This window comes from Mesorhizobium cantuariense, assembly GCF_042647205.1.
In the GTDB taxonomy this organism is placed as follows: domain Bacteria; phylum Pseudomonadota; class Alphaproteobacteria; order Rhizobiales; family Rhizobiaceae; genus Mesorhizobium; species Mesorhizobium cantuariense.
On sequence record NZ_JBHRVD010000001.1, the window covers coordinates 3,841,131 to 3,863,473 of the forward strand.

The window sequence follows — 22,343 nt, forward strand, 5'->3', positions numbered from 1 at the left end:
GGAGCTTGCACATGTCTGACGTCGCCATTCTCGCCAGCATCATTGGGGCTTTGCTGATCGGCGCCATCAGCCCAGGCCCCAGCTTTGTGCTCGTTTCGCGCATTGCAGTAACCGCATCCCGGCTTGACGGGCTGGCCGCCGCAATTGGCATGGGCCTCGGCGGGGCGGTCTTTGGCAGCCTGGCGCTCGTCGGCCTCAATGCCCTGTTGCTGCAGGTCGATTGGCTGTACTTCGCCTTGAAGCTGACCGGCGGCGCCTACCTTGTCTATCTAGGTGTCCGCATCTGGCGCGGTGCATCCGAACCGATCGTTATTCCGCGAACGGAAGGCTTGCCCCGCCCGTCCCGCTTCCGCTCGTTTTCTTTTGCTTTCATCACCCAGCTCTGCAATCCGAAGACCGCCATCGTGTATGGCAGCATTTTTGCCGCCCTCCTGCCAGCATCGCCACCGTATTGGCTGCTGCTCGCTCTGCCGCCGTTGATTTTCCTGGTGGAAGCGTCCTGGTATGCGGCCGTCGCCCTTGCCTTCTCGGCCAGCCGCCCCCGTTCGATCTATCTTGGGTCCAAGAACTGGATCGACCGGTTCGCAGGAGCGGTCATGGGAGCGCTGGGCCTCAGGTTGATCTTTGACAGTCTTAGGCCGCAAAACCTCTGACATTGTGCAAATCGGCCGCTTCACGGCCTGGCGGATGGTCGCTCTAGACCCCTGCCCGCTTGCGACGTTCATAGAGCATGACCAGCGTTTCTGCCATCAGGGCAGGCTTTTCCTCGCCTTCGATCTCAACCGTGTTGGCTGCCTTCATCAGATACTGGCCAGGGCCCCTATCCTCCATGGACAGCAGCGTGGTGCGCAGCCTGATGCGCGCGCCGACCTTGACCGGCGCCAGGAACCGCACCTTGTCGAAGCCATAATTGAAGGCGGCCTGAGTGTTCTCAGGCACGATGCCCATGCCGAGCGCCAGCGCGCCGATGATCGACAGCGTCAGGTAGCCATGCGCGATCGTCGTGCGGAACGGGCTTTGCCGCCGCGCCCTCTCAGGGTCGACATGAATCCATTGGTGGTCGCCGGTGCATTCGGCGAACTGGTCGATACGGTTCTGGTCGACCGTCGTCCACTCCGACACGCCAAGCTCCTGCCCGGCCATCGCCCTCAACTGCTCGTAGGTCGGCGGCGTTTTAGGCCGTATTTCAGTCATTCCTGGTTTCCCGATCGCTTCCAAAGCCTCCGGACCACGAACTGACGGCCTCTGTCAATTCGCTCGGCGCGAATCCGTTCCGCCGATTTCGGCCGCAATCCTGCCACGCCACGAGCGCAGTCGCAGGTTAAATCGGGATTTCCAGGCTTCAGGGCAGCCGGCAGCTACCAGCCGGCCTCGGCCGCATCTGCTACTTCTTCTCGTAGCCGGCGCGGATTTCCTCCATCGCCTCCTTGATGCGCGTGCGCAGGATGTCGACCGATTCGGTGCCGGATTTCTTGACCAGTTCAGCCACTTCGCCTGCATTCTTCAATGCGACTTCGAAGGACTTTCTGGCAAACTCCGTCTGTTTGGTCATCAATTCCTGCGGATTGCCCGGCGCCCTGTAGCTCTGCGCCATGTCCGTGACCTCGCGCAGTGTGTCCTGTAGCATTTCGCGCTGCCTGGACAACAGCGAGGACGCGCCGGCGGCACTGGCTCGTACCGATTTCTCCAGCGCTTCGAGGTTCTTGCGGTGATGCGCGAGGATCGCCTCGACATCGACATTAGGCACCTTCAGGTCGCGACCGAACCTGCCGAACATGTCCATGAAGGAATCGGATTCCGGTTGTTTCGCCATGCTCGCTCACTCCCCTTTGCCGCAAATGCGGGCGCCCTCACCAGGAGAATAGCACTCGCGTGCCGTGAGTCCATTTCGAACGCGATGGAACCAGGGGCAACCTCACCGCGCATCAATTGGTGAGGAACAGCAGCTCCACCGTATAGAGCACGAGACCGGCAAGCCCGCCGATGATCATGCCGTTGAAGCGGATGTATTGCAGGTCCCTGCCGATGTTCATCTCGATCAGTCGCGTCAGCTGCGCAAGATCCCAGCGCTTGACCTGGTCGGCGATGAATGTCGACACGCCGCTCTTCTGGCTCTCGACGAACGAAGCGAGCGCCACCACGAATCCCCCATTCATGTCGGCCCGGATCTGCGCATCGCTGGCAAGATGGCGGCCGACCTCGACGAACATGTTGGCAAGATGCGCGCGGATAACCGAATTCGGCGCCTTGGCGTCCTGCTCGATGAACTGGCTGAGGCTTGCCCACATGTCGCCGGCCAATCCCTTGACCTCCGGCCGGACGAGGAAATCGCGCTTCAGCTTCTCGGCGCGTTTGGCATATTGCTTCGATGTCCTCAGCTTTTCGATGAATGTCTGCGCAAAACGGTCGAATTCGGCGCGCATCGGGTGGTTGGGATCGGCTCGCACCTCATCGAGCAGCGAGCCGGCCGAGGCGACGATCTTTTTCAGGAGATAGGCATCGGCGCGAAACAGGTTGAACAGCGACGGCAGTTCCTCGCGAATCTTTTCGCGCATCGTTGCCAGCGCCTGTTCGTCGTTGAGAAACCGGCCGATCACCTTGGTGAACTCGTCGAACAGTTTCTGGTGGCGGCGATCATCGGTGAGCGCGGAGAGCAGCTCGGCCGCCAGCGGGGCCAGCGGCACCTTTTCGATCTGTTCGAGCATGCGGCTGGTGACGAAGCCACGCAGGCCGGATTGCTCGACGGCGGCGAGCGTCTGCGGCACCAGCCGCACGACGAAGCGCGACAGGCCCGCGGCACGCTCGGCATCGGCCAGCCAGTCGGCGACCAGCGCCGAAAAGTCGACCTCGGCAAGCTTTTCACGCACCGGTTCGGGGGCCAGGAAATTGACCTCGATGAAGCGGCCGAGATTGTCGGCGATGCGGTGCTGGTTCTCGGGGATGATGGCCGTGTGCGGGATCGGCAGCCCCAGCGGCCGCCTGAACAGCGCCACCACCGCGTACCAGTCGGCCAGGCCGCCGATGGTCGCGGCCTCGGCAAAGGCAGCGACGAAGCCGAGCCACGGATAGATGTGCTCGAATGATTTGGCGACCGCAAACACCAGCACGCAAAGCGCAAGTGCCGCCGCCGCGACGAATTTTGTCCGCCGCAACGCGGAAAGCTTGGCATCCGCGTCGGCATCGAAACGGACAGGCGCCAGGGACGAAGCCGATTGTGACATGGGTGAGCTGCTCCTCGTCGATCTCAGGCTATTTAGTGGTTTGACGGCCGGAATACCCGTGACAGCCGGTTCAGCCCCGAATCTTGCGCGGGTGCGCACACAAAGTTGAGGAGAAAATTCATCTATTGTGCGAAGCTAGTCTGGAATTATTCCAAGGTATAGGCCATATTCCGCCAAGGCCAATGTGGCGAATCCGGAATTTCGGGTCAAAGCCACATCAGCAAAATTTTGAAATCTGGCGTGGTTGCACCGCACCAGTGCCTTGTGAGGACAAAATGCGGCTTACGCGCCAGACCAACTATGCCATGCGCATCTTGATGTATTGCGCGGCGAATGATGACCGATTGAGCCGCATCCCCGAGATCGCGGCCGCCTATTCGGTGTCGGAGCTTTTCCTGTTCAAGATCCTGCAGCCGCTGGTCGAGCACGGCCTTGTCCAGACCGTGCGTGGCAGGAATGGCGGCGTCAAGCTTGGCCGGGCAGCTGAAGCCATCAGCCTGTTCGATGTCGTGCGCGTGACGGAAGAGAGCTTCGCCATGGCCGAATGCTTCGAGAACGACGCCGCCGAATGCCCGCTGGTCGACAGCTGCGCGCTGAATTCGGCGCTGCGCGAGGCGCTGAACGCGTTCTTCGCGGTGCTCGCCCGCTACACCATCGCCGACCTGGTGGCGGCGCGGCCGAATGTGCGCAACCTGCTCGGCATCGACATGCTGATGGAGCGCCGCGCCCCGGCCGCCTGAGCAAGTCTCCCGGCGTTTGAGTAGGTCTGTTGAGATTCAGGTCAGGCCGAGTCGAGAATGATGGGTTCCGAGAACCGGAACGGAGCGTACGTTTGGGTACGTGAGTACCGGAAGCGCAGGAAACCGCCATTCGCAGGCCGGCCTCACCTGAATATCAATAGACCGCTGATTGCGGCAGGACGAACGGCACGTTGCCAGCCGGCAGCACGCCGACCCTGAGCCGGCAGTCGAACACCTTTTCGATCAGATCATCGCTCAGCACGTCCTGCGGCGACCCGGTGGCGGCCAGCCGGCCGCGATGCATGACGAAGATCCGGTCCGCATACATGGCCGTGAGATTGAGGTCATGCAGGATAGCGACCACGCCGCCACCCCTTCTGGCAAAGTCGCGGGCAATGTTCATGATGATCAGCTGGTGCTTGATGTCGAGGCTGGAAACCGGCTCGTCGAGGAAGAGATAGCGCGGCTTGCCGTCGAGCACCGGCGCCCAGACCTGGCACAGCACGCGCGCGAGCTGGACGCGCTGTTGCTCGCCGCCGGAAAGCTCCTGGTAGAAACGCCCGGCAAAGCCGTCGAGATCGACACGCGCCAGCGCCCGTTCCGGCAGCCGCGCATCCTCGCCCGGCAAGACGCCCGAGCGGCCGCCGACAAGACCAAGCTTGACCACTTCTCGCACCGTGAACGGGAACGACAGCGTCGTCGCCTGCGGCAGCACCGCCCGATGAACTGCGGTCTCGACCGGCTTCATCGCCGAGAGATCGCGGCCGTTGAGCGCGACGCGCCCGGTATAGGCGAGTTCGCCGGAAAGCGCCTTGAGGAAGGTCGTTTTGCCCGAACCATTGGGGCCGACGATGGCAGCGATCTCGCCCGGCCGCGCGTGGAAATCGACACCGGTGACGATAGGCTTGCCGGCGATATCAACCGAAACGTCCCTTGCCTCGATCATCCAAGCCTCACAGGTCGACTATGCCGCGCTTGCGCAGCAGGATCCAAAGGAAGAACGGCGCCCCGGCCATCGCGGTGACGATGCCGATCGGCAATTCGGCCGGCGCAACGATGGTGCGTGCGACCGCGTCGGCCAGCAGCAGCAGCGAGGCACCGAGCAGCGCCGACGCCGGCAGCAGGTAGCGATTGTCCGGACCGATCAGCAGGCGCAGCAGATGCGGCACCACGATGCCGACGAAGCCGATGCCGCCGCTGACGGCGACGGACGCGCCGACCGCCGCCGAGACGCCGATGATGGCCGTGTATTTCAGCCGCTGTACCGGAATACCGAGATGACCGGCGGTCGCCTCGCCCAGTGCCAGCGCGTTGAGGCCGCGCGCCAGGAACGGCATTGCCGCCAGCGCCAGCACGATGATCGGACCGACGGAAGCAATCTTCGCCCAGGTCGCGCCGCCGAGCGATCCGAGCTGCCAGAAAGTCAGGTCGCGCAACTGGCGATCGTCGGCCATGAAGATGAGGATGCCGGTCAGCGCCATGGCGAGCGCTGCCAGTGCGATGCCGGCGAGCAGCATTGTGGCAACCGAGGTTTGCCCCCGTCGTGTCGCGATCTGATAAAGCACCAGCGTGGTGGCGAGCCCGCCACAGAAGGCGGCCAATGGCAGTGCAAGCGTGCCGAGCAAGGCGGTCACCGGAGCCAATATTGTAGCGCCGAGCACGATGACGGCAACCGCGCCGAGGCTGGAGCCGGCCGAGACGCCGATCAGGCCGGGGTCGGCCAGCGGATTGCGGAACAGTCCCTGCATGACCGCGCCGGAGACCGCGAGCGCCGCGCCGACCAGCATGCCGAGGATGATGCGCGGCAGGCGGATGTCGTAGACGATCAGGCTGTCGCGGGCGCTCAACGCGGCGTTATCAGGCACTGTGCCGAACAGCCAGTCGCCGATGACGTTGACGGCCGATGCGTCCGACGCTCCTGATGTCAGCGACAGAAAAACGGCAGCCGCCAGCCCCAGGCACAGCAGCAGAATGACGATGCGGGCGCGGCCCGACCGGTCGCCCTCGGATGCGCTCGCCATCACCGGACCGGCGATCGATTGATCGACCATGATCTGCCTGCTCAGTCCGTGACCTGCCCGCCATAAAGCGAGACAGCGAGGTCATGGATGGCATCAGCCGTGCGTGGCCCGAAGCCGAGCAGATAGGCGCCATCGATGCGGATCAGCTTGCGCGCGGTTCCGGCCGGCGTCGAGGCGATCGACGGATTGCCGAACAGTTCGTCGTCCGATACCGGAGGTCCGGCATTGCTCATCATCAGGATCACATCCGGCCTGGCGGTGATAACAGCCTCGTCGGACATTTGCTTGTAGCCGGAAAAGCCCTCGACCGCGTTGACCCCGCCGGCCAGCTTGACCATGCCGTCGGCGGCGGTCTCGCTGCCGGCCGCCAGGATCTTGCCGCCCTGTATCGACAGCACGAACAGGATGCGCTTGCGCTGCTTGATCGAGGCCGTTTGCTGTTCGGCTGCCGTGAGCTTGGCATCAAGCTCCTTGGCCAGCACCTCGGCCTTGGCGTCGACGCCGAGCGCCTTGCCGACGATGCGGACCTTCTCGAGGATGCCTTCGTGGCTATAATGCTCAGGCACTTCGATGAACGGGACGCTCGTCTTCTTCAGGACATCGACGGCTTCCTTGGGACCGCTGCCATGCAGCGCCAGGATGCCGGTCGGATTGACCGAGAGCACGCCTTCCGGCGACAGCGCACGCATGTAGCCGACATCGGGCAGCTCAAGCGCCGCCTTTGGATACCGGCTGGTGGAATCGCGCGCCACCAGATGCTTCTCCTCGCCGAGCGCGTAGACGATCTCGGTGATCGAGCCGCCAATGGCGGCTATCTTCGACGGATCGGCAAACACGGCCGTGCCTTCGGTGGCGCCGGCAGGTTGCAACGCGACAAAAGCCAGGGAAAGACCGATCGCCGGCCCCATTGCCGATCTTAAAACGGGCGCCAAGCTGAGGACAGGCGCCAGTCTGGAAAAGGAAACCATTTCTATAGTCCTCAGGCTGCGGTCGGGCTTGGAATGCGCGGCAGATTTTCCGCCAGGAAGCGCCAGTCGTCACGCTCGGCTTCGCCTTCATGACGCTTGCCGAAGAACTGGATGATCATCTTGCCGTCAGCGTCATAGACCTCGAGCGAGGTGACATGCCCGTCCTTGGTCGGCCTGCGCACGGCCCAGACCTCGTGGATATGGTCGGTCCGCAGATGCAGGTGGAAGGTCTCGTCCAGCACGTTGATCCATGGTCCCATCGGCTTGATGGACTTGATCGGACCGGAATGGATCTGGATGCAGCCGCGGTTTCCGACAAAGCACATGATCGGCATCTCGCCTTCGGCGGCGTGATGGAACATGGCCCGGACCGCATCATTGTCGAGCAGCCAGGCATAGTCCTGGCCGACCATGCGCACCGCCTGCCGGCGGCTGAGCTTCAGCGTCTTCAGCATGCCGAAGAACTGGTGCACGTCGGTCAGCCGGCTCCAGCGGTCGCGCAGATCGTCGAGACTGGCGGTCGCTTCGTCACCATGGGTCTCGTCATCGGCGAGCGGCCCTGAAATATCGACCGTCGGCTCCTGGTTGGACGATTCGAGCGCAGCGACCAGCTTCTGATAGGCATAGAGGCTGGAGGCCGGCCGCAGATGCACCTTGTGCACGGCCTCGCCTGCCGCATCGAAGAACTGCAGGCTGCGGCGGATCTCGTCGCCATCGCGCTTTTCCACGGCAAAGCCGTGTGCCCACACCTTCGGGAAGATGCGCAGGTCGATGTTTTCGCCAAGCACCATGGCATTGTGGTTGCCGGTGACGACCTTGTCGTAGACGCCGATCTTTTCGTGCACCGCGCTTTCATTGCGGGTCAGCGCCATGACCTCGCCGACGGCCTCAAGGCCGGTCAAAAGATCGTTGACGCGCGGCTCGATGCGGACAACGCCGTCGCCGCAATACGCCGCGACCAGCTCGGCCTCCGAAATGCCGAGCTGGGCAGCCAGATCACGCTCGCGGGTCTTCGGATTGTCTGTCCGTGCCCGCCGGATTTCATGCGGGGCGGGTTTTACGCGCTGGTCCATGTCTCGTCCCTGTTGCCTTGTCTTACTTGTTGAGAATGAGCTTGCCCTGGCGGGTGATCTTCAGCCGGTAGAGCGCGCCGTGATGCTCGATGCCGATCTCGTGCTCGCCCTGGAACAGGGTGTTGCTCGACAGGGTCCGCACCGCCAGCGGAACCCGGTCGAAACGGGTGGAAGCATCGTCGGAACGGCGGACGCGATAGCGAAAATCGTTGGGATTGTGGGTATTCATCTGGATCGATCCCTTTCCTGTGCCGGGCGTCTGGCTAGGCGTTGCGTAATCCGATTCATTCTTGACTTGAATAATCATGTTTACTAGTCAGTGCAATACCGGATTAAATGAGTCAAGATTTAAGACGCCGGACACGATCAAAAATGCCAGCCAGCCCCGGGCCAGCCAGCATGAAACCTGGACTTTGGAGTTGGGGCATGGGGTTGGTGAATTGGGAATGGCGCGGCCGGTCGGCGGCGAACGGCGCGGCGGCTTTGCTGGCCAGCGTGGCGGCGATCGCCTTGTCGGCGCAACTGGCCAACGCTCAGCAGGCGGCCCCGCAGACAGATCAAACGAAGAAGACTGACGAAGAAAAGGCCGCACCCGCGGGAGCAACGCTACTCGACAAGATCCTCGTCATCAGCCGCACCGGCGAGACGGCGATCGAATCGCTCGCGTCGACCAGCCATGTCGATCAGGAACAACTCGACCGCCGCATGGCGACGACGCCCAATGAAATGCTGCTCGGCGTGCCAGGTGTCGCGGCGCAGGCGGACGCCCGGCGCGTCAGCACCAGCATCAATATTCGCGGCTTGCAGGATTTCGGCCGCGTCGCGGTCATCGTCGACGGCGCCCGTCAGAATTTCCAGCGTTCCGACCACGGCACCCAGTCGACCTTCTACATCGACCCCGAGCTCGTCAAATCCGTCGACGTGATCCGTGGCCCCGTCGCCAACACTTACGGCTCGGGCGCCATCGGCGGCGTCGTCTTCTTTGACACCAAGGATGCCGCGGACTTTCTCAAGCCGGACGAGACATGGGCCGGCTCCGTCACGGGACGCTATGAAAGCAACGGCAAGGGCTGGACCACCAGCGCATCCGGCGCCTATCGCTTCAAGGAGAACTGGGATGCGCTCGGCAACATCGTCTACCGCAACTACGACGACTACAAGGATGGCGGTGGCGACACGGTCAAGGGCACCGGCTTCGACGTGCTGAGCGGCCTGCTCAAGACCACCATCCGCCCGACCGACAACAGCGAACTGAAGCTCGGCTGGGTCGGTTCAAGCGACGGCTGGAACGAGATCAGCGGCGGTGTGCCGGTCAATGACGTCGACCTGAAGTCGAACACCTTCACGGCGCGCTACAACATCACGGATGAGGACAAGAGCTGGCTCGATCTCCACATCAACACCTCCTACAACAAGACCAATCTCGATCTGACCAGCCTCGTCCCGCAAAACCGCTTTGATCCGGTCACCGGCCTTCCCGTTGTCTTGCCGGCGGGATCGCAGTCGACATTCGACGTCGGCACCACTGGCATCGACATCTGGAACACGTCCCGGTTCGAGACTGCCGGCATCGCGCACGAACTGACCTATGGCGGCGATTGGGTCGGCGACAACGTCAAGACCGGCGGCACCGCCGGCGGCGACAGCTTCTACACGCCGTCGGGCAAGCGCAACGTCTCCGGCGTCTATGTCCAGGACAAGCTCACCTGGGATTGGCTCGAAGTCATCGCCGGTCTCCGCTACGACAGCTACAGCCTCAAGGATGACACCCACGACATTTCTGGCGATAGGGTATCGCCGCGCATCACCGTCGGCGTCTCCCCGTTCGAATCCGCGGGCCTTGCAGGCCTTCAGTTTTATGGCACCTACGCCGAGGGCTATCGCTCGCCATCGATTACCGAGACGCTGATCAGCGGCAATCACCCGGCAGGCGTCAGTTTCCCGTTCCTGCCCAATCCCAATCTGCGGCCAGAGACCGGCAAGACGACCGAATTCGGCTTCAACTACAAGCAGAACGACATTATCGAGGCTGGCGACGCGTTCCGTCTCAAGGCGGCGTATTTCAACAACGATGTCGACGACTATATCGAAGGTGTGACGCTGTCGGCGTTCGACCCGACCAGCGGCTGCCCGTTCGGCCCAGGGATCCCGATCTGCTTCCAGTATCAGAATTTCGCCAAGGCCAAGATCAACGGCTTCGAAATGGAAGGCGTTTACGACGCGGCATGGGGCTATGCCGGACTTTCGGCGTCCATCATCAATGGGCATACGATATCGTATGAAGGCGACCGGGCAGATCTCGCCACCATCCCCTCCTCCCAGATCACGGCGCAGCTCGGCTTGCGCTTCCTCGAAGACAAACTGACTGTCGGCGGCGAAGTGCAGTACAACGGCAAGCCGAAGGGCAATGCGGTGGCCAAGGACTACACGCTGGTCAATGCCTTCGCCAGTTATCAGGCGACCGATAATCTCAAGGTCGATTTCCGCGCCGACAATCTGTTCGATGTCAAATACGCCAACCCGCTCAACGGCAGCACGACAGTTGCGGTCTATGAGCCCGGCATAACGCTGAAGCTGGCGGCAACGATGCGGTTTGGAGGCTGATGACCATGACGAGCTTGACGACATCCCTTCGTCTGCTGACCTCGACGCTGGCGATGTCGCTTGCGATGGTTCCGGCGTGGGCACAAGAGTCCGCGCCGGTCCCCGCGCTGACCCTTGAACTCAACGGTGCGCAACCTTCCGACAAGGGTTGCCGCCTGACGTTCGTGGTCAACAACAATCTCGGCGCCGACCTGTCCAAGGCGGCGTTCGAGATCGCCCTGTTCAACGAAGCCGGCGTCGTCGACCGGCTGACCATGCTCGACTTCAAGGAATTGCCGGTGGGCAAGACCAAGGTGACGCGTTTCGATCTGGCCGGCACCGAATGTTCGAAAGTCAGCCGCGTGCTGATCAACAGCGCGACGGAGTGCTCTGGCACCGGCATCGAACCAAATGCCTGCATGCGCAAGCTGAAGACGGGCACAAAGACCGGTATCGCTTTCGGCGTCTGAGGTGGGACTGCATCCCGCATTCCTGCAGAACACCGTGGCGGGGCCAATTGCCGGCCACGGCCGACTGCCGCTGCCAGCGAACGATCTTGATTTGACAATTCTGCCCTTGTCGCTGCAGGTCTCGCGGCGAGACATGCACGATATCAGTCCCCTCCCCGACGCCGGCCCCGTGCTGGCCATAGAGCCAGCCGAGCCGCTTGCGCTGCCGCGGCCATCGGCCTGGAACCGCAAATGGACGGCAGCGATCGTCGTCTCCTGCCTGCTCCATGCCGCGGTGGCGGCGGCCTTTCTGATGCCTTCTGGGATGTCCAGTCCCCAGGATGCCGAGCAGCCGGAAGGCAGCGATCAGTCGGGCACCAAAGTGGCCGGCAGCGCGTTGGATAAGGACCCGGCAGCAATAAACGTTGCGCTGGTGCCGAACCCGCAACCGGCCAAACCACAGCCGGCAACGCCGTCTAAGCCAACGCCGCCAAAAGAGGCCTCCCAACCTGCCACGGAAGCGGCAAAGCCGCCGCTCAAGCCGTTGCCGGATCCCGTCAAACAGCCCCCAGTGACGCCCGACATATTGGTGGCCGGCGCCCCACGCTCCGATGACCAGAGTATAGCTCGGAAGGCCGACACGCCGGCGCAGCCAACCGTTCAGGCCGAGAGCACGGTCACGCCTGTCGCCGTTCCAGAACGGCCTCCGATCCCCAGCGCCCGGCCAACTCCGGCAACTGCTCCTTCAAGGGCGACGGATGAGAAGCGTGGCACGGCGGATGGCCAGGACCGGTCGGCGCAAGCAGCCAGCAAGGGCAAAAGACAAAAAGAGGCAGGCAGCGCCGCGGACGACAACTATCGCGGCGACGTCTTTAGAAAGCTTGGCAGCGTCAATCGCACCCTCCCGCCTTCCCTGCAACTGGCGGCACGCAACAATGCGGTTGTCACATTCGTCATAGGCAGGAAGGGCAACATAAACGCGTTGCGCATCCTGGAGACCTCAGGATCGACGGCTTTCGATCAGGCAGCGCTTGGCATTGTCCGCAAGGCAGCCCCCTTCCCCCCAATTCCACCACAGGCAGCAAGCGAGAGTTTGGAATTCGAGACCGAAATCGGCCCATTTTGAATGCGCGCAGAACAAACGCTACGGCCGCTAATCATCAACAACCATATGAGAGGACCACCATGTACATCGCCATGAACCGCTTCAAGGTGCAGACCGGCTCGGAGAACGATTTCGAAGCCGTGTGGAAGAACCGCGACTCCAGCCTCGCGGAGATGAAAGGGTTCCGGGAATTCCACCTGCTGCGTGGCCCGGTCAACGAGACCGAAGGTTACACGCTGTTCGCGTCGCACACAGTGTGGGCGAGCCATGATGATTTTATCGCCTGGACCAAGTCGGAGAATTTCCGTGCCGCCCACAAGAATGTCGGCACGACCAAGGTCCACTATCTCGGCCATCCGCAGTTTGAGGGCTTTTCAGTCGTCGAAGGCGCGTAAATACTGGCCGGGGTCAGGCTCCGGCCAGCAGGCTCGCATTGCCGCCGGCGGCGGTGGTATCGACGCAGACAGCCCGTTCATGTGCATAGGCCGCCGGGTTCAGCACCTCGCTGACCAGCGGCACGATCGGGCCTGAGCGGTCGGCGATGACCTTGCGCACGATGCGTGCAGCCTCGGGTGTGCCGGAAAAGGCGACGACGTCGACGCGCAGCGCGCGCGCTTCGACCGGATCCGGTCGGCCGTCGATGGCGGCGAGCGGCAGGCCCTTGCCGGTCAATGGGGAAAGCGCCGCCGGTGCGCCGGGCGCCACGGCCAGCACCGCATTGCCGGCGGCGAGTGCCTGGATCGTCTGCGCGAGCAGCGTGTCGCCATCGGGACCAAGGCACAGCACCCGTCCGCGTGGCGACAGCGAGAGCGTGTTGGCCTCGCCGGTCGGCCCAGGCAGGTCGACCTGGCCGAAATCGATGCCGGCGGCGGCACCTATGGCCGCAGCACCCTTGCCGCGCAGATGCTTCCTCAGAATGGCGATCCGGTCGGGCCGCGTCGACCAGCCGCCAAGTGTGGGATCAGGCAGATTGTCGGAAAGCTCGGTCGCCGTCACCTTATGGCCATCCTGCAAATGGGTACCTGCCTCCGGCCCCTTGCGAAAACGCCTGAGATAGTGCGGACCTCCGGCCTTCGGACCGGTGCCTGAAAGCCCCTCGCCGCCAAACGGCTGCGAACCGACGACGGCGCCGATCTGGTTGCGGTTGACATAGATGTTGCCGGCATGGATGCCATCGACGAAATGCTGGACGCGGCCCTCGATCCGGGTGTGCAGGCCGAAGGTCAAGCCGTAGCCCTTGCGGTTGATGGCGGCGATGACCGCATCGATCTCGTCGGCGTCGAAGGTGGCGACATGCAGCACCGGCCCGAACACTTCGCGCTCCATGTCCTCGATGCCCTTGACCCGGAAGACGTGCGGCGCAACGAAGCGCCCCTCCTTGGGTGCCTCAAGCTTGGCGATCAGCCGGCCCTGCAGACCCATTTTGGTGCAGTACTCGCGGATCGAGCTTTGTGCCTCGTCGTCGATGACCGGGCCGACATCGGTCGAAATCCGCCAGGGATCGCCAATGCTGAGCGCCTCCATGGCGCCTTTCAGCATCTCCAGCATCTTCTTCTCGACATCCTTTTGGACATAAAGCACGCGCAGCGCCGAGCAGCGCTGGCCGGCACTCTGGAAGGCCGAGGCGAGGATGTCGCGCACCCCCTGTTCGGGCAGCGCGGTGGAATCGACGATCATGGCGTTGAGGCCGCCGGTCTCGGCGATCAGCATGGCGTCGGGCGCGGCCGTCTCGGCCAGCTGTTTCTCGATCAGCTTGGCGACCTCGGTCGAGCCGGTGAAGCAGACGCCGGCAATGCGCGGGTCGGCGGTGAGCGGCCCGCCGACCGATGGGCCGTCGCCCGGCAGAAGCTGGATGACATCTTCCGGCACGCCGGCCTCGCGCAGCAGTTCGACAGCGCGAAAGGCGATCAGCGGCGTCTGCTCGGCCGGCTTTGCGATAACCGAATTGCCGGTGACAAGTGCTGCCGCGATCTGGCCGGTGAAGATGGCGAGCGGGAAATTCCACGGCGAGATGCAGACGATGGCGCCGCGCGCTTGCGTGCCCGCCTCCGCATTGGCCGCCTCGGTGGCGTAGTAGCGCAGGAAGTCGACGGCCTCGCGCACCTCGGCCACACCATCGGCCAGCGATTTGCCGGCCTCCCTTGTGGCAAGTGCAAAGAACTCGACGGCATTCGTCTCGTAGAGATCGGCGGCGCGGTTGAGGATCGCGGCGCGATCGGCGACAGGACGTTTTGCCCAGGCCGGCTGCGCTTCCACCGCAAAGCGCACGGCGGTCGCGACTTGCTTGGCAGCGGCTTCGCTGACCGTGCCGACCACCTCGGAAGGCTTTGCCGGGTTGACGATCGGACGCTGCTTGCCGTAGCCGGCGGCACGGGTGATCGGCTTGGCATGCCAACGATCCGGCCCGGCGAAGGCGGCCTTGGCCTTGTCGATCGCCGCCAGCGTCACCGTGTCGGTGATATCAAATCCCCTGGAATTGCGACGGCCGGCGCCAAAAATCTGGGAAGGCCGGGCAATCGCCGGATTGGCGGCCGGACCTTGGCTTTCGACCGTTTCGAGCGGATCACGCGCAATGTCCTCCGGCTCGACATCCTCGTCGGTCAGCTGATGCACGAAGGAAGAATTGGCACCGTTCTCCAGCAACCGGCGGACCAGATAGGCAAGCAGATCGGAATGCGCACCGACCGGCGCATAGATACGGCAACGCGTGCCTTCGGACCGTCGCACCGTCTCGTGCAGGGCTTCGCCCATGCCGTGCAGGCGCTGGAACTCGAAGGCATCGCGATTGTCAGCCATCGACAGGATCGCGGCGACGGTGTGGGCGTTGTGGGTGGCGAATTGCGGATAGATACGGTCGGTCATCGACAGCAGCTTCTTGGCGCAAGCCATGTAGGAGACGTCGGTGTTGGCCTTGCGGGTGAAGACGGGGTAGCCGGTGAGGCCCAGCGTTTGCGCCCGCTTGATCTCGGTGTCCCAATACGCGCCCTTGACCAGCCGCACCATGATGTTGCGGTCGTATTTCTTCGCCAGCGCGTAGAGCCAGTCGATGGCAAAGGCGGCGCGCGGCCCATAGGCCTGGACGACGACGCCAAAACCGTTCCAGCCGGCGAGCTCCGGCTCGGCCAGCACCCGCTCGATGACGTCGAGCGACAGATCGAGGCGGTCGGCTTCCTCGGCATCGATGTTGAGCCCCATGCGCGAATGGCGCGCGGCTAGCGCCAGCGACAGCAGCCGCTCGGCCATGACCGGCAGCATCTCGTCCCTCTGCGCCACCTCGTAGCGTGGATGCAGGGCCGAAAGCTTGACCGAAATGCCGTGGTTCTGCCTGATATCAGGACCGTTGGAGCCGGCATCGAGCGAGGAAATCGCGTCGGCATAGGCCTTGTGATAACGCAAGGCGTCGGCCTCGGTGCGGGCCGCCTCGCCCAGCATGTCGAAGGAATAGAGATAGCCTTTCTGCGTCATCGGCCGGCCGCGCTTGACGGCTTCAGTGATGGTGCGGCCGAGCACGAACTGCTCGCCCATCTCGCGCATGGCGGCGGCCACCGCCTTGCGGATGACCGGCTCGCCCAGTCGCCGCACCATCGAGCGCAGCGTGCCTTCAATGCCGCCCTCACCCTCATCGAGGACACGGCCGGTCAGCATCAGCGCCCAGGTCGAGGCGTTGACGAAGATGGAGCTCGAACCGCCCGAATGCGCCGACCAGTCGTGCGGCGCGATCTTGTCGGCGATGAGGTCGTCCATCGTCTCGGTGTCGGGCACGCGCAACAGCGCCTCGGCCAGGCACATCAGCGCCACGCCTTCCTTGGTGGAGAGACCATAGGCGGACAGGAAGACTTCCATCAGCCGAGGATCCGACGAGCCGCGCACCGCCCGCACCAGATCGGCAGCCCGGGCCGAGATCGCCTTGCGGTCTTTCGCTGAAAGGCCCGTCGCCTCGGCCAGCCGCTTCACGGCCTCGTCTTCGTCGGGCAGGTAGTTGGCGCGGATCTGCTGGCGGATGGCATCAAGCGCTGGCATGGTGGTCCCATGGATCGAGCAAAAGGGAGCGGCCGGCGGTCACCGGACCGAATGGCGCAAGCTAGCACAGGTGCGAATTTTCAGTCGGTCCGAAGAAATCGACATTGCAGGTCATTCGATTTATCCTAGCGGCTCAGAATTGACATATGGACTGCATTTTCGATGACAGAAGACCAATTGGACCGCATCGACAGGAACATCCTGGCGGCACTGGCAAGCGATGGCCGGCTTTCCATGTCAGAACTGGCGGCAAAGGTCGGCCTGTCGAAGACGCCGGTGCAGGCGCGCGTGAAGCGACTGGAGAAGGACGGCTACATCAGGGGCTACCAGGCGATCATCGACCGCGAGCGCATGGGCGAAGGCCATGTCGCCTTCGTCCAGGTAAAATTGTCCGACACCCGTTCCGCCGCGCTCGACGCCTTCAACCGGTCCGTACAGGCCGTGCCGGAGATCGAACAGTGTCACATGATGGCGTCGAGCTTCGATTATCTGCTGAAAGTTCGCACAAGGGATATCGCCGCCTATCGCCGCGTCCTGGGCGAGCGCATCTCGGCCCTGCCCCATGTCGCCCAGACCTCGACCTTCGTGGCGATGGAAACGGTCAAGGATCGCTAGAGCGGTTTTCCCTTAATCGGAGTCGTTTGTTTGCAGTGAACGGCTTGTTCTGATTCCCTGATGGAAGTGATTTGCGGAAGGAGCAGCGGCATGGCACGAGCTTACAGCCTGGATTTGCGGACGCGTGTTATCGAGGCGATAGAGGCAGGCCTGTCGACCCGAGAAGCGGCACGGCGGTTTGCGATCGGGATATCGACGTCTGGTGCATGGTATCGGGCCTGGCGTTCGAGCGGCAATCTGGAACCTGGGCGGCAGGGCAAGCCGAAGGTATCGAAGCTGGACGCGCACGAGACTTTCATTCTCGCCTTGGTCGAGACCGATGAGCGGGACATCACGCTTGCCGAGATCGTCGATCGCCTTGCGGCAGAGCGCGGGGTCAAAGCCAGCCTGACGACGGTCCATGCGTTCTTCGCAAAGCGTGGCATCACGTACAAAAAAAGACAGCGCACGCGGCCGAACAGCAGCGACCGGATGTTTTGGCAGCGCGGGAAGAGTGGTTCGAAGGCCAACTCGATCTCGATCCGAGCCGCCTGATCTTCATCGACGAAAGTGGCCTCAATACCAAGATGGCCCGGCTACGAGGCCGCTCTGCGCGTGGACAGCGTTGCCGGGCGGCTGTTCCTCATGGGCACTGGAAATCCACGACCTTCACGGCCGGCCTGCGCCTCGACGGGATCGTCGCGCCCTGGCTCCTGGACGGCGCCATGGATGGCGAAGCATTCCTGGTCTACTTGCGCCGCGTCCTCGTGCCGACGCTTCAACCCGACGATGTCGTCGTGATGGACAACCTGCCTGCTCATAAAGTGGTCGGTGTCCGCGAAATCATCGAGGCTGCGGGGGCTTCCCTTCGCTATCTTCCGCCCTACTCCCCGGACTTTAACCCCATTGAGATGGCCTTCGCCAAGCTGAAGGCTTTACTGCGAAAGGCAGCAGCCCGGTCCATCCCGGAATTATGGGACGCCGTGGCCGTCGCCATCGATCGTTTCCACCCCAAAGAATGCGAAAACCTGTTCGCCCACGCCGGCTACGATGCCTAACCGTGATTATCCAGAAACTGCTCTAGATCAATGACCGGTGCGCGACTTCGGCTTCGCAGACTCGAAGCTGATGCGGAGCTTCGAGCCGGTCGCCTTGGCGAAACGCTGCAATGTTCGGGTCGAAGGCATGTTTCGACCACTCTCCAAGCGGGCAATCACGGCCTGTGTTGTTCCCATGGCGACGGCGACCTCTTCCTGAGTCATGTCGGCTTCACCCCGGGCCTTGATCAAAGCTTCGGCGATCGCGAACTCTTCCTCCAACGCTTCGTATTCGGCAACGAATTCCGGGTCCTTGAACCAGTCCTTGGCGACGTCCTCAACGGGGATTGTTTTCCGGCTCATAGAACCTCCTTTGCTCGCTTAAGAGCCAATTCGATTTCGCTTCGTGGCGTCTTCTGAGTCTTCTTGGCAAACACTCGCACCACTACCACACGGCGTTCGGCCGCGGTCACGTAGACCGCACGGGCGATGCCGTCCCGGCCCTTCATGCGCATTTCCCAAAGCCTGCCTTCCAAGTGCTTAACGTATGGCTCGTGGACTTTCTGCAGCCCGTGCGCCTCGATCAGACGCGATATCCTCAGAAAGCTGGCCAAGATATCTTTCGGTTGAGCCTCAAGCTCCTGTCTCACCTCGCTATTGAGAAATACGACCGACCAGCTCATCGACTTAAGTATACCTTTTTTGCAATATTTTTCAATCGCCGATATAGTCGGCAACCTCACTCCGCCAGAGTCTTCAGGAACGCCACCAGCGCCGCACGCTCTCGGTCTGAAAGCTCCAGCGGGCGAACCTCTGACACCCCCTCGACGCTGGGGGCAGCCTTGGCGTAGTGCGCCACGACCTCGTCAAGCGACGAAAACTGCCCGGCATGCATATAGGGCGGCCGCGTTGCCGCTCCGCGCAGCGACGGCGTCTTGTAGGCGCGGATGAGTTGCGGCGCATCCTTGACCATGAAGCGCAGCTCGCCGCAGGCGCCGGCATCGCCATCGCGATAGGCGCCGAAGCAGTTGAACGGGTCGGCTTCGACCTGTGCCACCGCATCGATGCGACCGCGATCCGGCGGCAGATCCGCAACAGGCGGCACGCCGGTGTTGTGAAAGCTGTTGTCGGTGAAGCGCGGGCCGTCGTGGCAGGTCACGCAATTGGCCTTGCCGATGAACAGTTTCAGGCCAAGGATTTCCTCCTTGGAAAAGACCGCATCGCCTTTCGGCTCGGCGCCGGTGACGAGGTCCAGCGCAAAGCGGTCGAAACGCGTCGGCGCCGGCTCGATCGAGCGCTCGAAAGCGGCGATCGCCTTGCCGATATTGGCAAAGACGCCGTTGATCCCGTCGCGTTGTGCGTCGTTCATCGCGTTCCAGGCAGCCGTCTCCGCATCATTTCCAAGCGGGCTGGCATTCAACGGCATGTCGGAAAAGTCAGGCAGCGGCCCGAAGATGCGCTCATAGCGCTCGCCGAAGCGCGCCTTGATGTAATGCGCGTAGGCGGTGCGGTTTCCCGCTTGCTCCAGCGGGTTTTCGAGCGGCGTCAGCGCTTGCGACCACAGGCTGTCGCGGCGGCCGTCCCAGAAGAACCAGGGATCGCGCGCCACGCCGGCCAGCGGCATGGTGCGCCGGTTGGTGTGGCCGACGCCGACCGCTTGCGGCAGGTCGTCCTGGAACTGGCGGTCGATCTTGTGGCAGGTCGAGCACGACACCGTGCCGTCGCGGCTCATGCCCTGGTCGAAGAACAGTGTCGACCCGAGTGCTGCGGCGGCCGGCACGTCGGCGAACCGGTTGGTGGTGTCGGGCTTCAGTGACGGCAGCGCCGACAGAGCCAGCGAGGCGATGGTCTTCTTCTCGGCGTCGGAAAAGTCAGGCTTGCCGCAACCGGCGAGGACAATGGCCACCATCAGCGGCAGAAATCGCGAAAGCCGCCTCATTTGTTGCTCACAGCACCACGTTGAAGAGCACCGTATCGGAGCCGGCGGTGGCCGAGATGGCGAAATGCAGCTGCCACCAGCCGCTCATGGTGAATTTCACCCCTTCGATCCGATAACGCCCGTCGCCGAGATAGTCGGTTGCCTGCGGGCTGGTCGGCAGGCCGTGGCTGTGCAGCGGCATGCCGCCTGAGATTGCGATCGCCGCTCCTTCGACCGGCGCTCCAGCCTTTGTCTTCAGCGTCAGCCGCCAGGACTGTAGTTCGCCTTGCCGCACAACGCCCCGTTCCGGTGCGAAGCTGGCCACGAACAGCCCGGCGGCGGTGTTCTTCGTCCGCGAGATATCCGGGCCGGCAGGCTGCGCCGACTGCGGCGCCGTCAGATAGACGACCGCGAGAATGCCGACCAGCAAGGCAGCCAGACCAAGACCTGCCAGAAGATAACGCCATAGTGATGCCAAACCGGTTCCTCTTCTGCGGACAACGCTCTGCCGGACGGATCGCATCCCGCCAGCCTGTGGGAAAACGCTGTGGCGGAAAAAACCCTGCTTGCCAAGCATGGCGCTGCCGATGGCAAAAAGCTACAGCACCAAGATCATTGGAGGACTGTAGATGGCGGGAACCGGCATCGCCTCGATCGGCGAATGCATGCTCGAATTGTCGGGCCAGACGGGACCGAACTGGCGCATGGGCTTTGCCGGCGACACGTTCAACACGCTGTGGGCGCTGCATGCGTTGAGCACTGAGCGGCCGGCAACCTATGTCTCGGCCTTCGGTGACGACCCCTTCTCGCAAGACCAGATCGATTTCCTGGCCGAAAACGGCATCGGCATCGGTTCCAGCCCGGTCATAGCGGGCGCGCGGCCCGGCCTCTATGCCATCACGCTGACCGGGGCCGAGCGTTCCTTCACCTACTGGCGCGGCGATGCCGCCGCGCGGCAGCTCGCCTCGGACCCGGCTGCATTGTCGAAAAACCTGGAAAATCAGTCGCTTGTCTATTTTTCCGGAATCACTTTGGCAATTCTGGACGATGCCGCGCGCGCCACATTGCTGGTGGCCGTCGCCAAGGCGCGCTCGGCGGGTTCACTTGTCGCCTTCGATCCCAACTACCGGCCGCGGCTTTGGCGCAATTGCGAGGATGCGCAGGCCGCGATCGTCGAAGCCCTTGCCGTCACCGACATCGCATTGCCGACCTTCCCCGACGAGCAGATGCTGTTCGGCGATACAACGCCGCAAGCGACCGCGGAGCGACTCGGGCAATTGATTGGCGAGGTCGTCGTCAAGAATGGCGAAGCGCCGGCGCTGGTTGCCCAACGAGGAACATTACGCGAAGTCCCTGCGATCCATGTCGCTGCTCCCGCCGATACGACGGGCGCCGGCGATTCCTTCAACGGCGGCTATCTTGCGGCTCGACTTGCCGGCCACGACCCGCTGGAAGCCGCGCGCCGTGCCCATCGTGTCGCCGCCGCCGTGGTGCAGGTACGTGGCGCACTGGCGCCGTTCGAGACGCTGCGAGCGGCATTCGCCGGTTAAGGTCTGAAAAACTAGGGCAGGCGGAATCTGTATTCCGTCACGTGGTGGTAGATCGCGCCCGGCCATAGCGTTGCCTGAGGGAAATAGGGCCGGTTCGGCGCATCCGGCCACACCTGAGGCTCCAGGCAGAAACCGCAAAAGGCCTTGTAGTTCCGCCCTTCCAGCCCGGTGCGCGGCGTCACATACTGGCCGGTATAGAGCTGGACGCCGGGCTCGGTGGTCCAGACCTCCATCTCAACACCGGAACTGGCGCCTTGCGCCCATGCCGCTTGCTTGAGCGGCCCGCGCGTCGAAGCGAGGCAGAAATTCTGGTCATAGGGCAGCTGTTCGCCCTCGGTCTCCATGCGCAGCGGCCGCGCCTGACGGAAATCGAACGGCGTGCCCTCAACCGGCTTGACCACGCCGGTCGGGATCATGTCGCCATCGACCGGCAGGTAGGCGCCGGCATTCAGCATCATCCTGTGGTCGAGAATGTCGCCGGCGCCGCCATCATCCAGGTTGAAATAGGAATGCTGGGTGAGATTGCACAGCGTCGGCTCCTCGCAGGTGGCGGTCAGTTCGACGCTGAGCGTGCCCGGGATCTTCAACCGGTAGGTGCAGGTGACGTCGAGCGCACCGGGAAAACCCATCGTACCGTCGGGATCATGCAACGTCAGCGTGACGAAATCCCTGCCATGCAGCGAAACCGTCCATGGCCGATGGGAATAGCCTTGCGAGCCGCCATGCAGCGTATGCTTGTCGAGGAAGTTTTGCTCGGTCTGATAGCGGCTGCCGGCGATGGTAAAGCGGCCGTCGCGGATGCGGTTGGCATAGCGGCCGACAACCGCTCCAAAGAAGCCCGTATCCGTCTCATAAGCTTCCAGATTGTCGTAGCCGAGCACCAGCGGTGCATCGTGCCCAGTCAGGCGCAGATCCTGGATGATCGCGCCCAGGCCGATGATGTTGGCGGTGATACCGCCGCCCCTGATCGTGAAGCGACGCACCGGCTCGCCTGCCTGCGTCGTGCCGAAAACCTCGCCGTCCTTCATCGCCATGCCCGCAGTTGATCCAGAGGAGTTCGGCTG

Annotated in this window: 23 protein-coding genes; 9 read left to right on the forward strand and 14 right to left on the reverse strand. The window is 63.1% G+C overall.

Annotated elements, in window-relative coordinates:
• The first annotated feature begins 11 nt into the window (after positions 1-11).
• A complete protein-coding gene (locus tag ACFOJ9_RS18625) occupies positions 12-653 on the forward strand; it encodes a LysE family translocator (RefSeq protein WP_378980352.1) in 642 nt (213 codons plus the stop codon).
• Between the two features lie 43 nt (positions 654-696).
• Here the strand turns inward: ACFOJ9_RS18625 and ACFOJ9_RS18630 are convergent, their stop codons facing one another.
• The 3 genes from ACFOJ9_RS18630 to ACFOJ9_RS18640 form a co-directional block, all read right to left on the reverse strand.
• Entirely contained in the window at positions 697-1,194 is a 498-nt protein-coding gene (locus ACFOJ9_RS18630) for a MaoC family dehydratase (protein ID WP_378980353.1), read from the reverse strand.
• Between the two features lie 190 nt (positions 1,195-1,384).
• Positions 1,385-1,813 (reverse strand): phasin family protein, encoded by a 429-nt coding sequence (locus tag ACFOJ9_RS18635; protein WP_378980354.1) that lies wholly within the window; start codon positions 1,811-1,813, stop codon positions 1,385-1,387.
• A gap of 112 nt (positions 1,814-1,925) precedes the next feature.
• Positions 1,926-3,221, reverse strand: a complete 1,296-nt coding sequence (locus tag ACFOJ9_RS18640) for a DUF445 domain-containing protein (RefSeq protein ID WP_378980355.1) — start codon at positions 3,219-3,221, stop codon at positions 1,926-1,928.
• Positions 3,222-3,496: 275 nt separating this feature from the next.
• Between ACFOJ9_RS18640 and rirA the strand changes: the two genes are divergently transcribed.
• Entirely contained in the window at positions 3,497-3,961 is a 465-nt protein-coding gene (gene rirA, locus ACFOJ9_RS18645; RefSeq protein ID WP_013531245.1) for an iron-responsive transcriptional regulator RirA, read from the forward strand.
• Between the two features lie 154 nt (positions 3,962-4,115).
• Here rirA and ACFOJ9_RS18650 read toward each other — a convergent pair whose 3' ends face one another.
• The 5 genes from ACFOJ9_RS18650 to hemP are packed head-to-tail and all read right to left on the reverse strand — an operon-like array spanning position 4,116 to position 8,252.
• Positions 4,116-4,907, reverse strand: a complete 792-nt coding sequence (locus ACFOJ9_RS18650) for a heme ABC transporter ATP-binding protein (protein WP_378980356.1) — start codon at positions 4,905-4,907, stop codon at positions 4,116-4,118.
• Between the two features lie 7 nt (positions 4,908-4,914).
• Positions 4,915-6,012 (reverse strand): FecCD family ABC transporter permease, encoded by a 1,098-nt coding sequence (locus tag ACFOJ9_RS18655; protein WP_378980357.1) that lies wholly within the window; start codon positions 6,010-6,012, stop codon positions 4,915-4,917.
• Between the two features lie 11 nt (positions 6,013-6,023).
• Positions 6,024-6,950: a heme/hemin ABC transporter substrate-binding protein gene (locus ACFOJ9_RS18660; protein ID WP_378980358.1), complete on the reverse strand. Its 927-nt coding sequence runs from the start codon at positions 6,948-6,950 to the stop codon at positions 6,024-6,026.
• An 11-nt stretch (positions 6,951-6,961) separates the two neighbouring features.
• The gene (locus ACFOJ9_RS18665; protein ID WP_378980359.1) at positions 6,962-8,023 is read right to left on the reverse strand and encodes a hemin-degrading factor; all 1,062 of its coding nucleotides are present in this window, start codon (positions 8,021-8,023) and stop codon (positions 6,962-6,964) included.
• Between the two features lie 22 nt (positions 8,024-8,045).
• Positions 8,046-8,252, reverse strand: a complete 207-nt coding sequence (gene hemP / locus ACFOJ9_RS18670; RefSeq protein ID WP_258594231.1) for a hemin uptake protein HemP — start codon at positions 8,250-8,252, stop codon at positions 8,046-8,048.
• A 197-nt stretch (positions 8,253-8,449) separates the two neighbouring features.
• Here hemP and ACFOJ9_RS18675 point away from each other — a divergent pair, with 197 nt between their 5' ends.
• From ACFOJ9_RS18675 to ACFOJ9_RS18690, 4 genes are read left to right on the forward strand one after another with little or no spacing between them, the layout of a single operon-like run.
• Positions 8,450-10,627 carry a TonB-dependent hemoglobin/transferrin/lactoferrin family receptor gene (locus ACFOJ9_RS18675; protein ID WP_378980360.1) on the forward strand — a complete coding sequence of 726 codons (2,178 nt, stop codon included), beginning with the start codon at positions 8,450-8,452 and terminating at the stop codon, positions 10,625-10,627.
• Between the two features lie 5 nt (positions 10,628-10,632).
• Positions 10,633-11,076 carry a hypothetical protein gene (locus ACFOJ9_RS18680; protein ID WP_378980361.1) on the forward strand — a complete coding sequence of 148 codons (444 nt, stop codon included), beginning with the start codon at positions 10,633-10,635 and terminating at the stop codon, positions 11,074-11,076.
• A 1-nt stretch (position 11,077) separates the two neighbouring features.
• Positions 11,078-12,181: a TonB family protein gene (locus tag ACFOJ9_RS18685; RefSeq protein ID WP_378980362.1), complete on the forward strand. Its 1,104-nt coding sequence runs from the start codon at positions 11,078-11,080 to the stop codon at positions 12,179-12,181.
• A gap of 59 nt (positions 12,182-12,240) precedes the next feature.
• Positions 12,241-12,555 carry an antibiotic biosynthesis monooxygenase family protein gene (locus ACFOJ9_RS18690; protein ID WP_378980363.1) on the forward strand — a complete coding sequence of 105 codons (315 nt, stop codon included), beginning with the start codon at positions 12,241-12,243 and terminating at the stop codon, positions 12,553-12,555.
• Between the two features lie 13 nt (positions 12,556-12,568).
• Here the strand turns inward: ACFOJ9_RS18690 and putA are convergent, their stop codons facing one another.
• Positions 12,569-16,180 (reverse strand): bifunctional proline dehydrogenase/L-glutamate gamma-semialdehyde dehydrogenase PutA, encoded by a 3,612-nt coding sequence (gene putA, locus ACFOJ9_RS18695; protein ID WP_378980364.1) that lies wholly within the window; start codon positions 16,178-16,180, stop codon positions 12,569-12,571.
• 162 nt (positions 16,181-16,342) lie between these two features.
• Here putA and ACFOJ9_RS18700 point away from each other — a divergent pair, with 162 nt between their 5' ends.
• Complete coding sequence (locus ACFOJ9_RS18700) at positions 16,343-16,795, forward strand: Lrp/AsnC family transcriptional regulator (RefSeq protein WP_056596145.1); 453 nt, start codon at positions 16,343-16,345, stop codon at positions 16,793-16,795.
• Between the two features lie 90 nt (positions 16,796-16,885).
• A protein-coding gene (locus ACFOJ9_RS18705) for an IS630 family transposase (protein ID WP_417568608.1) occupies positions 16,886-17,832 on the forward strand; the annotation gives its coding sequence in 2 pieces (ribosomal slippage) (positions 16,886-17,227 and positions 17,230-17,832; 945 coding nt in all).
• 27 nt (positions 17,833-17,859) lie between these two features.
• Here the strand turns inward: ACFOJ9_RS18705 and ACFOJ9_RS18710 are convergent.
• The 4 genes from ACFOJ9_RS18710 to ACFOJ9_RS18725 are packed head-to-tail and all read right to left on the reverse strand — an operon-like array spanning position 17,860 to position 20,207.
• On the reverse strand, positions 17,860-18,174 hold the full coding sequence (locus tag ACFOJ9_RS18710; protein ID WP_183451433.1) for a helix-turn-helix domain-containing protein: 315 nt from the start codon (positions 18,172-18,174) through the stop codon (positions 17,860-17,862).
• The gene (locus ACFOJ9_RS18715) at positions 18,171-18,494 is read right to left on the reverse strand and encodes a type II toxin-antitoxin system RelE/ParE family toxin (protein ID WP_378980365.1); all 324 of its coding nucleotides are present in this window, start codon (positions 18,492-18,494) and stop codon (positions 18,171-18,173) included. The genes ACFOJ9_RS18710 and ACFOJ9_RS18715 overlap by 4 nt, the downstream gene beginning before the upstream one ends.
• Positions 18,495-18,550: 56 nt before the next feature.
• Positions 18,551-19,750, reverse strand: a complete 1,200-nt coding sequence (locus tag ACFOJ9_RS18720; RefSeq protein ID WP_378980366.1) for a cytochrome-c peroxidase — start codon at positions 19,748-19,750, stop codon at positions 18,551-18,553.
• Positions 19,751-19,757: 7 nt separating this feature from the next.
• Positions 19,758-20,207: a FixH family protein gene (locus ACFOJ9_RS18725; RefSeq protein WP_378980367.1), complete on the reverse strand. Its 450-nt coding sequence runs from the start codon at positions 20,205-20,207 to the stop codon at positions 19,758-19,760.
• A 151-nt stretch (positions 20,208-20,358) separates the two neighbouring features.
• Between ACFOJ9_RS18725 and ACFOJ9_RS18730 the strand changes: the two genes are divergently transcribed.
• Entirely contained in the window at positions 20,359-21,279 is a 921-nt protein-coding gene (locus ACFOJ9_RS18730) for a sugar kinase (protein ID WP_378980368.1), read from the forward strand.
• 11 nt (positions 21,280-21,290) lie between these two features.
• On the opposite strand, the gene ACFOJ9_RS18735 is transcribed toward ACFOJ9_RS18730, so the two are convergent.
• A complete protein-coding gene (locus tag ACFOJ9_RS18735) occupies positions 21,291-22,313 on the reverse strand; it encodes an aldose epimerase family protein (RefSeq protein WP_378980369.1) in 1,023 nt (340 codons plus the stop codon).
• Positions 22,314-22,343 lie beyond the last annotated feature (30 nt).